General features: G+C 39.1%; 10 protein-coding genes. 9 read left to right on the top strand and 1 reads right to left on the bottom strand.

Features of this window, described 5'->3' with window-relative positions; translation table 11 throughout:
• The first annotated feature begins 11 nt into the window (after positions 1–11).
• The 4 genes from ELQ35_RS17045 to ELQ35_RS17035 all read left to right on the top strand — a co-directional run bounded on the left by ELQ35_RS17045 (position 12) and on the right by ELQ35_RS17035 (position 3,491).
• Complete coding sequence (locus ELQ35_RS17045; protein ID WP_126866317.1) at positions 12–1,172, top strand: acyl-CoA dehydrogenase family protein; 1,161 nt, start codon at positions 12–14, stop codon at positions 1,170–1,172.
• A gap of 241 nt (positions 1,173–1,413) precedes the next feature.
• Positions 1,414–2,067 (top strand): isochorismatase family protein, encoded by a 654-nt coding sequence (locus ELQ35_RS17040; RefSeq protein WP_246026111.1) that lies wholly within the window; start codon positions 1,414–1,416, stop codon positions 2,065–2,067.
• 53 nt (positions 2,068–2,120) lie between these two features.
• A complete protein-coding gene (locus ELQ35_RS23210; RefSeq protein ID WP_246026110.1) occupies positions 2,121–2,273 on the top strand; it encodes a hypothetical protein in 153 nt (50 codons plus the stop codon).
• Between the two features lie 15 nt (positions 2,274–2,288).
• Positions 2,289–3,491 carry an MFS transporter gene (locus ELQ35_RS17035; RefSeq protein ID WP_307365485.1) on the top strand — a complete coding sequence of 401 codons (1,203 nt, stop codon included), beginning with the start codon at positions 2,289–2,291 and terminating at the stop codon, positions 3,489–3,491.
• 216 nt (positions 3,492–3,707) lie between these two features.
• Here ELQ35_RS17035 and ELQ35_RS17030 read toward each other — a convergent pair whose 3' ends face one another.
• Positions 3,708–5,435: a sigma-54 interaction domain-containing protein gene (locus ELQ35_RS17030; RefSeq protein ID WP_126866315.1), complete on the bottom strand. Its 1,728-nt coding sequence runs from the start codon at positions 5,433–5,435 to the stop codon at positions 3,708–3,710.
• A 463-nt stretch (positions 5,436–5,898) separates the two neighbouring features.
• Here ELQ35_RS17030 and ELQ35_RS17025 point away from each other — a divergent pair, with 463 nt between their 5' ends.
• The 5 genes from ELQ35_RS17025 (at position 5,899) to ELQ35_RS17005 (ending at position 14,147) form a co-directional block, all read left to right on the top strand.
• A complete protein-coding gene (locus ELQ35_RS17025) occupies positions 5,899–8,025 on the top strand; it encodes a hydantoinase/oxoprolinase family protein (protein WP_126866314.1) in 2,127 nt (708 codons plus the stop codon).
• A 106-nt stretch (positions 8,026–8,131) separates the two neighbouring features.
• Positions 8,132–9,907 (top strand): hydantoinase B/oxoprolinase family protein, encoded by a 1,776-nt coding sequence (locus ELQ35_RS17020; protein ID WP_126866313.1) that lies wholly within the window; start codon positions 8,132–8,134, stop codon positions 9,905–9,907.
• 157 nt (positions 9,908–10,064) lie between these two features.
• Positions 10,065–11,357 carry an amidase gene (locus ELQ35_RS17015; protein ID WP_126866312.1) on the top strand — a complete coding sequence of 431 codons (1,293 nt, stop codon included), beginning with the start codon at positions 10,065–10,067 and terminating at the stop codon, positions 11,355–11,357.
• Positions 11,358–11,404: 47 nt separating this feature from the next.
• Positions 11,405–12,739, top strand: coding sequence for an MFS transporter (locus ELQ35_RS17010; protein ID WP_126866311.1), 1,335 nt, complete (start codon positions 11,405–11,407; stop codon positions 12,737–12,739).
• Positions 12,723–14,147, top strand: a complete 1,425-nt coding sequence (locus ELQ35_RS17005; RefSeq protein ID WP_126866310.1) for an amidase — start codon at positions 12,723–12,725, stop codon at positions 14,145–14,147. Before ELQ35_RS17010 ends, ELQ35_RS17005 begins: the two co-directional genes overlap by 17 nt.
• The last annotated feature ends 293 nt before the right edge of the window (positions 14,148–14,440 follow it).

Genomic DNA, 14,440 nt, shown 5'->3' with positions numbered 1-14,440 from the left:
GGAAAAATGAAATGACTACAAGTACAGTTGCTGAAATTGATTTAATTCGAAAAAGTGTTCGGTCTCTTTGTGCAAAGTTTCCTGAAACATACTGGAAAGAGTTAGATGAAAAGAAAGCATATCCTGAAGAGTTTATTAAAGCTTTAACCAGAGAAGGATGGTTATCTGTTCTTATTCCTGAGGAATATGGCGGGGCAGGTCTAGGAATGGAGGAAGCGTGTGCAATTCTTGAAGAAGTGAACAGATCTGGAGGCAACGCAGGTGCCGGCCATGCTCAAATGTACACGATGGGAGCTGTTCTTCGCCATGGAAGTAAAGAACAAAAACAAAGATTTTTACCCAAAATCGCAAACGGGGAACTTCGCCTTCAAGCATTTGGAATTACCGAACCTACTGCTGGCAGTGATACAACAAGTATCATGACCACTGCAGAAAAAAGAGGCGACCGTTATATTGTTAATGGACAGAAAATTTGGACTTCCCGAGCGGAACATTCAGATTTGATGTTACTTTTGGCAAGAACAACACCAAAAGAGCAGGTTGCTAAAAAAACGGATGGATTAAGTTTATTCTTGCTTGATATGAAAGAGCAAAAAGATAATATTACGATTCGTCCAATTGATACAATGATTAACCATGCTACTACTGAAGTCTTTTTTGAAAATGTAGAGATTCCTGAAGAAAATTTAATCGGTGAAGAAGGAAAGGGATTCCGATATGTACTTAGCGGAATGAATGCTGAACGTATTCTCATCGCTGCAGAAAGTATTGGAGATGGCTTGTATTTTGTTGATAAGTCTGTCCAATACGCTAATGAGAGAGTAGTATTTGATCGTCCGATTGGTCAAAATCAGGGTGTTCAGTTCCCTATAGCTCAGTCTTACATGGAGATTCAAGCCGCTCAATTAATGAAGGACAAGGCTGCTGAAATGTTTGATAAGGGTGAAAACTGTGGAGCAGAGGCGAATATGGCAAAATATTTAGCTACTGAAGCTACCTGGAAGGCAGCCAATGCCGCTATGACCACATATGGCGGTTATGGTTTTGCCACAGAATATAATATTGAAAGAAAATTCCGGGAAGCACGGTTGTTTATAGTTGCCCCGGTAACAAATAATCTCGTTTTAAGCTATGTGGGGCAGCATGTATTGGGATTGCCACGTTCGTTTTAAGAAAAAGAAGCAGTTATTTATGAGCAAATAAAAACAATTGACTCAGAAGTTAAGAATAATCTCTGAATAAAAGTAGACCATTTCATCGCAATGGTCTACTTTTATATAAATTAAGAATGAACTACGAAAAAACAGCTTTATTATTTTTAAAAAATTAAGAAATTACAAGTTTGAAAATCTAAATTTAATGATTTTCAAGATGCAGATAAAGATCTTGGAAGTTTTATGGAGGGATATTCTAGTGACTAACAGTAAAGACGATGAGCTTTTTTTTAAGGACAGAGGTTTCGGGAAATTATTAGGTTTCGGTAAAAACCCATGCTTGGTAGTGGTGGATATAATTACAGGATTTACAGATCCTGCTATGCCTATGGGGTCTGATTTATCTTCACAAATTGTGCAGGTTAATAAGCTTTTAGATAAAATGCATTCGTTGAATCTGCCGGTGATCTTTACCACAATCTCTTATGATGATGAAGCACTTAGTGATTCTGGAATATGGTTCAAAAAAATGGAAGGATTAAAAACATTAAAATCTGGTACAGAAGCTGTAAAAGTTGATAATAGATTAAACTTTCGCAAAGGGGATGGCTTAATTATAAAAAAATATGCCTCCGCTTTCTTTGGAACAGATTTAACTTCACGTCTCAATGCAAACAATATTGATACAGTTATTATCGTAGGGTGCACTACATGCGGCTGTGTTCGCGCTACAGCTGTGGATGCGTTGCAATATGGTTACAGCCCGATTGTAGTGGAAGATGCAGTAGGTGATCGTTCAGCAGCATCACATGAACAAAGCCTGTTTGACCTACAGCAAAAATATGCTGACGTATTAAAAACCGATGAAGTCATTGCAACCGTTTCATCTAAATATGGTTCAACTGTCAAGTAAGCCGTAACGAACTGTATTGAATATTATTCTGTTTTTCAAAGGGGGAAAATATATTGGAAGCAACTATTTCGCAGCGCCTTGATCAACTTCCTGTTGGAAAGATCCATAAATCTGCAACAATATTGATTGGAACGGCACTTTTCTTTGAATTTTTCGAAGTTTTTCTAACAGGTGTATTAGCTTCAGTACTCCAAAATGAATTTTAGATTGATAAAGGTTTAATGCCTCTTATGTTGGGTTCTAGTTTCTTTGGAATGTTTTTTGGAGCCATTTTCTTAAGCAGAATTGCTGACAAATACGGGCGAAAAAAGGCATTCATAATCAATTTGACTATCTATTCAATATTCACTTTTTTAATTGCTCTTAGTCCAAATGTAACTTTTATCATTATTTTCAGATTTTTAGCAGGATTAGGTCTTGGCGCACAGCCACCTTTATGTGCTACTTACCTGAGTGAGATTCTTCCTGCTTCTAAACGTGGAAAGTTTATTGCTTGGGCATATACGATCGCGTTTCTTGCAATACCCATTGAAGGTTTTTTAGCTCTAGTTTTGGTTCCCTTAGCGCCTCTTGGAATTGAAGGATGGAGATGGATGTTCTTAATCGGTTCTATTGGGGCTGTTATCGTATTCTTAAGGATTTACAAATTGCCGGAATCCCCGCGATGGCTAGCGTTGGTTGGAAGGAAAGACGAAGCAGAAGAAATAATGAAACAATTTGAAGGAAATGTAACCCAGGGAAATAAAACCGCTTTTAAGAGTACGGACCGTATGACTAATGCAAAGATTTCACAACCTGTACCCTTTTCTGCTATCTTTCAAAAGCAATATATTAGGCGAACTTTGATGATGTATATCTTTCAAATATTTCAAACCGTTGGGTATTATGGTTTTGGAACCCTGGCCCCTATTATATTAAACTCTAAAGGATATACAATTACATCTTCTCTTGAATATACAGCTTTATCTTTCCTTGGATATCCTTTAGGCTCATTGCTTGCAGTTCCGTTAGTTGAACGTATTGATCGCAAATGGCTGATTATCCTATCCGCCTTTGGTATGGGAGTGTTTGGAATGACGTTTGGCATGGCTGATTCCCCATATCTCATTGTGTTAGCAGGATTTTTATTTACAGTCGTCAGCAATATTTTCACCAGTACCTTTAATGTTTTTCAAGCTGAGATCTTTCCCACATCAATTCGAGCGACAGCAGCAGGAAGCGCATACAGTTTGAGCCGTTTAACGAGTGGATTACTACCTTTTATCTTACTTCCTATATTAAATCAATATGGGGCTACGACAGTGTTCGCCATAATTGCAGCAGCCATGCTACTTCTCATCTTGGATATTGGAATACTTGCCCCGCGGACAACAGGAATTTCACTGGATACCGTGGAGGAAAATTCACATAATCTTAAATTATGAAGTTCCCAACTAGGTGTAATGGTAGAAACAACTCCTTACATTATATTGAAAGGTTGTCATTAGTAAGTATCGATATATGAAAAGATGGCGATTTCTTCTTCCAACTTGGTTGCCGATTATTGAATCTTAAATAATTTATGAAAAACCTAAATGATAGTATTAAACGGAATTTGAATCTTAAATCATTCAGATTAAAGGTTCAAATCCCGTTCGCTTTTATTTTTCCTTTTTATATTTGATATTATATTTTCTTAACTTTTTGCTTATGGTTGACTGATTAACATTTAGGGCCTCAGCTATTTCTATTGTTGTATGAAATTTCATTGACGCACGTTTTAGAATTTGACTTTCAACAGACTCTAAAGTTTTAAATAAATCGAGTTTATCTTCAAAGTAAACATTAATTGAAGGTTTCTCCTGTGAATCATCAGTTAAGATATCCAATACATCCTTCTTATCTATTTTATCTTTCTTTGAAAAAATTAATAACCTTTCAACAAAGTTTCGCAACTCACGTATATTACCTTTCCAGGAATGTTTAATTAATTCATATATGGCATCATTGGAAAGTGGCTTCTTAATCTTATATTCTTTGTAAAATTCTTGAATAAAATAATCAACCAATAGAGGGATGTCTTCTTTTCTTTCCCGAAGAGGTGGAATTTCAAGTGGTATGACATTTAGTCGATAGTATAAATCCTCTCGAAAATGTCCTTTGTTAATTAAGGTTTGTATTTTTCGATTTGTAGAAGCAATGATTCGAACGTTGATCTTTTTGGTTTTCACACTGCCAATTTGGCGTATTTCTGATTCTTGTATTACTCGTAAAAGCTTCACTTGAAGAGAGAGTGGCATTTCAGTAATTTCATCTAAGAGTATTGTTCCGTTGTTAGCCGCAAGAAATAGACCTTTTTTACCTTCTTTGTCAGCTCCTGTGAATGTACCTTTTTCATATCCGAACAGCTCAGACTCTAGTAAACTTTCCGGGATTGCACCACAATTTACTTTGATAAAAGGTTGGTCAGAACGATTGCTAAATTCATGTATCATAGAAGCAATAATTTCTTTTCCAACACCCGATTCACCAGTTATCAGAACTGTACTGTTAAATATTGCAATCCTCTTGGTCTGTTCAGCGATTTTTTCCATTACTTTGCTTGAATAAATTAGTTTTTTGGGACTAGTATAATCTCGTCTTACTTCTTCAAGTTCCCTTTGATAGTGTTCAGCAATCCCACGCATTTCCTTTAATTCACTCTGTAATTTATTGATTTCTGTTATGTCTCTTGAAGCATTGACAACTCGAATGATATTCCCATCTTTATCCTTTACAGGTGTTCCGACAACAAGTAGGGTTTTTCCGGTCGACGTTTTTTGAATAGTAGATATTTTACGCTTTTCTTGAAGTACCATTCTTGTGATTGAGGGAGAAAAAACGTTCTGTTTTTCTAATTCATAAACAGTTTGTTCTAAAAACTCTTCCTTTTTTTTACCCCATAACCGTTCACAAGCTGAACTAACCCTTAACGCTTTTCCATTTGCATCTGAGACAAAAATAACGTCATAGGAAGAATCGAATAGGACTTGTAAATCTGTCGCCATATCCTGGTATTCCTCAAGTCTTTTCAAAACTGGCTTGGAGTAAATTACTAAAACACCTTCAAAATTTTGAACTTCAAAAATGGGGATCATTCGTATAGTAACTTGCATATCAATGTTTTTTTTACTTACAATTGTTCCTTGCCACAAGTCTTTTTTCTCATAAATATAACTTAAATACCGGAGGAACTCTTCTTTTTGGTTTTCAAACAAATCATGAACTTCAGCATTGACTGTTTCATAGATCAATTTTTGATTGTTACTATATAACTGATATGAAATTCCGAACGAATTAAATGCTTCCTTTAGAATTGTATCTGTCAGTTCAAATTTTGAAAACGCCATAAAATTTTCTCCCCTTTATTCCAAATTCACTAACTATTATGACAATTATAATAGTTTTCTAATGGAATGAGCAACATTCAGTAACTTTATATGCATCTTTAAAAGATAGATTCTAAAAAAAACAACTTAATACTCAAGCCCAGCCTGTTTCTATACAAAAATATTTAATATCTTGTAATTTGGCACGTTACTTGCATTACTTAAAATATACTACTTTAAGAAAAGGAGAACTTTGAGTCGATCATCAAGATGAAGCAGTATTAACTGCAGTACACAATGCCGAGGATATTGATTTTGCACGTAAGCAGTACTCCTTTTTAGTCGATCGAAGTCCATCGTCATTTTAAGCAATCATTTTGAAGTGGAAATTTTTATGAAGGTGAGGACAAGATTCCTAGCAGTTTTTATTTAGGTATTTCAAAGTATTAACATATATTAATCAAAGGATACGAGGAGGAATACAATGATACGTTTAGGCGTTGATGTTGGAGGAACATTTACCGATTTAGTTCTAACCCTTGAGGAAAGTGATCAATCATGGGTTCATAAAGTGCCATCAACACCTTTAGATCCATCGGAAGCAGTTATTAATGGTGTCACTGAAATATGTGAAATGGCCGGTATTGAACCGTCTGAAATCGAACAATTTTTCCATGGTACTACAGTTGCCACTAATATTGTATTAGAGCATAACGGTGCTGATGTTGGGATGATTACGACTGAAGGTTTCAGAGACATTTTGCATATTGCCCGTCATAAACGCCCCTATAATTTTTCCTTATATCAAGATTTGCCTTGGCAAAAGTATCCACTTGTAAGACGTCGTAATCGCTTGGTTGTGCCTGAAAGAATTTTAGCAACTGGTGAAATATTGACTCCTTTAGATGAAGAAGAAACACGCCGGCAAGTAAGAAAACTAAAAGAAGCAAAAGTAAGTTCAATTGCCGTATGCTTCCTATATTCTTTTAAAAATCCAAAACATGAAGACCGAGTAAAAGAAATTATTCAAGAAGAGTATCCAGAAGCCTATCTTTCTATTAGTAACGAAGTCCTACCTCAGTATCGCGAGTATGAACGCTTCAGTACGGTTGCCTTGAATGCCTATATTGGACCGAAAACCAGTCGATATATTCAACGGTTAGAAGAAGTGCTAAAAAAGATGGGGTTGAAAACGAGTATAAACTTAATGCAGTCAAATGGCGGGATTGCTACTGCTCAGGTGGCCGCTGAAAAGCCAATAAGCTTACTTCTTTCCGGACCAGTCGCAGGGTTAATTGGAGGAATTAAAGCAGCTAAAAAAGCTAATTTTGATAATATTATTACTCTTGATATCGGCGGAACATCAGCAGACATTGGTGTTGCTCCAAACGGAAATATGCGTATGCGTCACTTATTAGATACCCGTATTGGTCAATATAATGCAATGGTTCCGATGGTGGACATCGATACGATTGGTGCAGGCGGGGGATCGATTGCTTATGTTGATGAAGGAGGGATTTTTCGTGTAGGACCCCAAAGTGCCGGTGCCGATCCTGGTCCAGCTTGTTATGATCGTGGAGGAACAGTTCCTACATCTACAGATGCTAATGTTCTATTGGGCCGCATTCATCCACAAAGCCGCTTAGCTGGCTCCATGCAAATTAAACCAGAGCTATCTAAGAAAGCATTTGATGAACATATCGCTTCTAAGTTACAAATTACTCCTTTAGAAGCTGCAGCCGGAGCTCTAAAAATCATGACACATAACATGGTTAACGCAATCGAAATGAATAGTGTACGAAAAGGTTATGACCCTCGAGGCTTTACATTGGTTGCTGCCGGCGGTGCAGGTCCTTTATTTGCTTGTGATATCGCTGAAGAATTAAATATTCCATATGTTGTTGTACCTCCATATCCTGGAATTACAGCTGCAATGGGACTTCTGTCAACGGATATAGCATATGAAAAAGTTCATACACTATGGGGAAGCTTAACAAATCCTGATATAGCATCCATTCAAAATGTAATTAAAAAGCTTGAAAAGGAATCTTTAAAAACCCTAACAGATGACGGATTGTCAGAGGCACAAATTGTTTTAAAACGAGTATGTGATTGCCGCTATGCTGGACAAGGGTACGAGCTTCGAGTAGATGCACCAGAAGGGGAAATCAATGAAGAGTGGATAAGAGAAGTCATTAAACGCTTTCATCAAACACATGAGCGTGAGTATGCAAGTCAATTTCCTGATCAGGAAGTGGTCGCCATTAATGTTCGTGTTATTGGCATTGGTCTGGTTCAGCCTGAAAAAGAACAATCATTTTTGGATCAAGGTAAAGATGATTTCAATGTAAACAACTACCCTTCTTATCCAGTTTATTTCTGGGTTCAAGATAAGCTTGAAAAGCAGGATTCTACATTTATTAATCGTGAGGATATACCAATAGGGACAAAGCTTTTAGGACCTGCAGTAATTCAACAGAAAGACAGTACAACCCTTATACCTCCAAGCTGTACAGCAACCTTTGACGAATACGGCAACATTGTGATCGATATGAAAAAGAAGCTTTCTACAAAAAGATCTAAAGAAGTATTGGCATCGTTAACCAAGTAAAAAACTGATAACAATTTGAACGGTGTATTAAAATTTTCTCTTTCCAGAAATTATAGATAGTTTAGTAGATAAAAAGATACTTTTTAAAAATAGAAAGGGGATACACATGACTGATAATAAAGGATATGAAAATATAGATCCCGTTACCCTAGGGGTGATTGCCGGATCATTTAATTCTATTGCCAAAGAAATGGCATTGGTACTTTACCGGATGGCTTATTCGAGTATTATCCGTGAGTCTGAAGACCTCGGTGCCGGATTGTTTGATATAGACGGAAATGAAATATGTGAGAGTGATTCGACTCCTATGCACATTGGATCCCTGCCTGGGTATATTGATGGGGTTCGTCACTTTTTAGGAGATAATATGAACGATGGAGATATCATTCTGCACAATAACCCTTATTATGGAGCTTCACATACTCCAGATCTAGCTATTATAATCCCGATTTTTTATGAGGGTAAGCTTGTAGCCTTTGCAGCTAATACCGGTCATGTCCTTGATGCTGGCGGGATGTCTCCAGGGTTGATGGTGGATGTGGTCGATGTTTACGCCGAAGGAAAGCATTATAATGCTATTAAATTATATAATAAAGGGGAAAAGAACGAGGAAATCTGGCGTCATATTTTTGAAAACGTACGTACTCCAAAGGAAAACAAAGGGGACGTTGAAGCAATGATTGCATCCGCCAAGTTAGGTAAAAAACGCTACCTCGAGCTAATTGAACGATATAGCTTACAAACCGTGCTGGCAGCTCAAAAACGGTGGATGGATTATTCTGAAGAAATGATAAGAAAAGAAATTGCAAAGATTCCAGATGGTGTATACAAAGCCCCTACTGGATGGCTTGATGATGATGGCAGAAATTATGGGCAGCGTTTACGAATTGAAACCAGCGTAATAGTTAATGGAAGTGACTTAACCGTTGACTTGTCAGGAAGTTCAGGTCAGGTTGAAACCGCCTACAATGTCCCTTTCTCAGGTTCGACATTGCCCGCCACATATACAATTGTAAGGTCAATCCTTCTAGATGAAGCAAGTTCAGAAGTTTTTATCCCACAAAATAGCGGGATCTTCAAACCAATTAAAGTAGAAGCACCACTTGGAAGCATATGGAATCCGAAAGCTCCAGCAGCCTGTACGGCCCGTATTAATCAAGTACAGCGGCTGGCGGATCAAATCAATTTAGCCCTTTCAGAAGTCTTACCTGATAAGACGACTGCTGGTAACGCCGCACATGTACACTTTAACTCATATGCTGGTATAAAAGAAGAATCAGGCGATTACTGGGTATATATCGAAGTAAATGAAGGTTCCTACGGAGGACGCTATGGTAAAGATGGCTTAGATAGTGTGGATAATCTTGTGGCAAACACTAGAAATAATCCTATTGAAGAATTAGAAATGCGTCTTCCAATGAGATGTAACAGATATGAACTGCGAGAAGAAGGAGCTTCAGCGGGAAAATGGCGTGGTGGAATCGGCATCGTCAGAACCTGGGAATTTATTACAGACAGTTTATTTACAGGAGAAGGAGATCGACATACCGACCCTCCCCGCGGTGTTTTTGGAGGAAAGAACGGATTAACTGGGTCGATGACATTAAATCCTGATACTGATGGTGAACAAAATCTTCATGCTAAACTAACAAACTATAAAATCCGAAAAGGTGATTTGCTAGAAATTCGTACCCCTTGTGCTGGAGGTTACGGAAATCCTTTTGAGCGTGATCCTCAAGCCGTTTTAGAAGATATACTCGATGATTTTATTACAAAAGAAAAAGCTAAAGAAGATTATCGAGTGGTTATTCGAGATGATTTAACAATCGATGAAGAAGCTACTAAGCAATTAAGGCAAGGTTTGGAAGTATTGAAGAGTTAAGGATGTATTGTAATAAACGAAGTTGGAGGGGGTGACTATCTATCCTCCTACTCCGGGCAGAGAGCCGCCCAATTGGCGGCTCAAACCCCACAAAACCTGGCGTGCGGATTTCCGGGCACTGTGCTCTTGAAATATATCTTTCAAGGAGGTTTGGCATATGGAAAACGCATTTAATTCTGTGCGAGAAAATGTGGAAGCTTGTCTTCAGGCGATCGCAAGTCAAGACCATCAATTGCACGCTTGGGAGGCCGTTTTTGAAGAATCGGCGCGAAATCAGGCCGCCCAACTAGATAACGGTGCTAAGAACGGTCCATTGAAAGGCTTAGTAATCGGTTTAAAGGATATCTTTGAAATGACCGGAAGGCCACCGGGAAACGGTGCCAATGTAAAACCGATAAGAATACCAGAAACAACTGCAACTTTGGTACGGTTACTTGAAAATGCCGGAGCCATCATGCTAGGAACAACCGAACTAACTGAATTCTGTTGGTTTCGCCCTGGCCCGACCCGCAATCCCCATAACCTGGAACACACTCCCGGTGGATCTAGTAGCGGCTCTGCGGCTGCTGTAGCTGCTGGTATGGTTCCGGTAGCAATTGGTAGTCAAACAAAAGGGTCAACAATTCGGCCCGCCAGCTTTTGTGGTATATATGGTTTTAAGCCAACCTTTGGAGTGGTCAGTTGCGCCGGTATGACGCATTTGTGCCCCTCTTTTGACCATCCTGGTATATTTGCTCGTAGCCCTGAAGACATCGTAAGCGTGTTTGAAGTTCTAGCGCAATATGATAAGAATGATCCACGATCTATTAATTTAGCCATCAGACAGGAGTTGTCTCAGGATCTAACAATTGGGGTTTTTGATTGCAATAGACTGGCTTCTATAAACCCTGAAATGAGTCAAGCCCTGACCAATTACACTCACAGACTCAAAGAAGAGGGTTTCCATGTAAAGGGTATCCCTTTGCCAGATTGGTTTTTTCATGCAGAGGAAATCTTCCAGCCTATTTTTCTTGCGGAAGCAAGCGATTGTCTAGGGTATATCATCAAGCAAGGTGAAGGAGACAAAGTTGGGGCCGAAATTAGGGATGTGATCGAAGAGGGGAAAAAAGTTACGATAGAGTCGTATTTCTCAGCTTTGAAAAAGCGAGATGAATTAAGTGTACAAGTAGATCTGCTATTTGATGAATTTGACATCGTTGTGCTTCCTTCCAGTTTGGGCCCGGCCCCAGCAAGCCTTCAATCTACAGGAGATCCGGTAATGACGGTCATTAGCAGTATGATTGGCATTCCGGCAGCATCAATTCCAACAGGCCTTGATAGGGATGGGATGCCTTTAGGAATGCAAATCTGGGCAAGAAAGTATCATGATCGACAATTGCTTTCCGCTTTAAAATGTTTACCTGCAAAACTTATACCGCCTTCTTCTTTTACCGGAATATCCGCAAAATAATTGGACATTAATTCCTAAACCTTCAATGAATTTAAAGGGGGTAAATTATGAAAAATTATCGTTACTTTATCATGGGGATGATTGTTTTTATGACCGTGATTAATTATGTTGACCGCGGGGCCCTGTCCTACGCCCAGCAGGACATGATTAAAGAATTTGGTTTTAATGCCGTTTCATGGGGAGCGGTACTTGGCTTTTTTGGTTACGGCTATCTGTTTGGTTCTTTTTTCGGCGGGTTGTTAGCTGATCTCAAAGGACCGAAGTTTGTATGGATAGTTGCAGGAATAGCATGGTCGATTTTTGAAATTGCCACTGCCTTTGCAGGTGAAATCGGTATGGTGCTTTTTGGAGGTTCGGCTTTAGCTGGTTTCGCGGTATTTCGAATATTATTCGGTTTGGCGGAAGGACCGACATTTTCTACGATTAATCGTACAAACGCCAATTGGGCAGCAACGAAAGAGCGAGGTTTTTCAGCATCTTTGGGGCTATTGGGAAGCCCTTTGGGTGCATTGTTGACAGCACCTATAGCTGTTGGATTATTATCCATCACAAGTTGGAGGGTAATGTTTATCTTTCTGGGTGCAATTGGAATTCTATGGGTTATAATCTGGTCGAAAGTTTTTACAAACCTACCGGAAGATAATCCAAGGGTTTCCAAGGAAGAATTAGCTCTTATCCGCTCAAAAGCTGACCTTCTTCCTAATGAAGAATTAGTGGAGGAGGATTTTTCTAGCACAAAAAAATGGTACCACTTTTTCAAAAATCCAACCTTAGTCTTTAATGCGTTTGGCTATTTTGCTTTACAGTACATCACCTTCCTTCTTTTAACATGGACTCCTAAATATCTTCAGGATGTGTATGACTTTGAACTTGCTTCACTCTGGTATTTAGGTATGATCCCCTGGGTCGGCGCCTGTTTTACAGTAATCTTAGGAGGAAAGCTTTCAGATTACTTGAGAAGGAAAACAGGAAACTTACGAATAGCCCGATCTGGTCTGGCGGTCGTTTCGCTATTCCTAACTGCTGTGTGCTTCCTGTTAATACCGACTGCTGACAGCATCGTTGGTGTGATGTTTTGGATGAGCATTGGCAATGCCTTTAATTTTTTACCTAATTCTGTATATTGGTCTGTCATTCTAGATACTGAGCCAAACCTCGCTGGTACCTTTGGGGGAATTTCACACTTCATTTGTAATTTGGCCACCATTATCGCTCCTACCTTAACAGGTTTTTTGGTTGTCAAATACGGTTATCCTTCGATGTTTACCGCAGCTGTTGTCGCAACAGTTATCGGTATGGTCGCTATGATGTTCGTAAAGCCAGGGAGCTCGGTTATTAATAGCAAGCAGAAAGGGGAAATGGCAAGTGGAAGCAACTTATAAGGATGAGATACTCCAATGGGACTTATTCAGATTGTCCAATGCGATATTCGACAAACAAATCTCGCCTGTGGAAGTAACGACGCACTTAATCGATCGAATTTCTCAGGTTAATCCAAAAATAAATGCATTTATAACCGTATTAGCAGAACAAGCGATAAAGGATGCGGAACAAGCTGAGCAAGAAATTACTGAAGGAAATTGGCGAGGACCCCTTCACGGCATTCCAATTGGTGTGAAGGATGTTATTTATACTAAAAACATTAAAACAACGATGGGTTCGCAATTGTACAAGAATTTTTCCCCGGATTACGATGCCACAGCTGTCGAAAAGTTAAAGCGAGCTGGTGCAATAATCATCGGAAAACAAAACACGCATGAATTTGCCTATGGTCCTACTGGCGACCGTTCCTATTTTGGTCCTGTAAGAAATCCATATGATTTGTCAAAGATGACCGGTGGTTCTAGCAGTGGATCCGCTGCAGCTGTTGCGTCTGCATTATGTTACGGAGCTTTGGGTACTGATACAGGCGGATCAGTAAGAATCCCTTCTTCATTTTGCGGGATTGTTGGGATGAAACCAACTTTTGGACGGGTGAGCAAATACGGGTTATATCCGACTAGCTGGACGCTGGATCATATAGGTCCAATGACAAGAAGTGTAAAAGACAACGCGATTCTCCTGAACGCATTGTCAGGTTATGATAGTCAAGATTATTATTCTATCAAAACAACACAGGAAGACTTCACCAGGCTGTTAGATAAAGGAATAAAAGGAAGTGTAATCGGCATCCCCACATCCTTCTATTTTGAGAGAGTGAACTCAGAAGTAAAGAATCAGATAAGCCAAGCGATTGATGTTTTTAAAAGCCTCGGTGCAGAAGTTCGTCCAGTAAATATACCCCAGCTACAGCAAATATCTTTGGCACATCAAATGGTTGTTAAATGCGAGGCCTATACCATTCATGAATCACCCCTAGTCAATTCCCCGGAGTTGTATGACTTGGAAGTAAAAGAACGATTATTAAGCGGCTCAACACCAAAAGCATTGGATTATGTTAAAGCCTTACAGATGAAACAGGTTGCTATTCATGAATTTAACCAGGTCCTTGAAGAGGCTGATGTCATATTAATTCCGACCGTCCCGGTTTTGCCGCCCGATATTGAACAACGCGAAGTAACTATTGACGGATATCCGGAACATGCCCGCTCTGCAATCAATCGTCTTAACGGTCCAACAAATTTAAACGGCTTTCCAAGTTTGCAAATACCCTGCGGCTTCTCATCGTCAGGCATGCCAATTGGTCTTCAGTTAATCGGAAAACAGTTGGAAGAAGCTAATCTGTATCGTTTTGCTCATTCATTCGAGCAGGAAATCGCCATTCCAACAGTAAAAATGAATATTGGGTAATCGTAAGTCAATACTTAGGAGTTACAGTCTACAATTCTACTGAAGGTAGTGTCCACAGCCCCCTAGCTAATTAAAGTATGTAATAGGCGTCGTCCGAAACGGATGACGCCTTTCTGATTATGACTAGCCCATTGATTCAATGATAAACCATGCTACAACTGAAGTATTTTTCGAAAATGCGGAGATTCCTGAAGAAAAATTTAATTGGTGAAGAAGGAAAGGGATTCCGATATGGTAGTGAAGATGGGCTTTCTGTTAAAGAAAGATTAATGGAAGACACTGTAAATGACGGG

The organism is Peribacillus cavernae (assembly GCF_003989135.1).
Lineage (GTDB): Bacteria > Bacillota > Bacilli > Bacillales > DSM-1321 > Peribacillus > Peribacillus cavernae.
The sequence above is the reverse complement of the archived record's forward strand: the minus strand, read 5'-3'. Positions and strand labels throughout refer to the sequence as shown.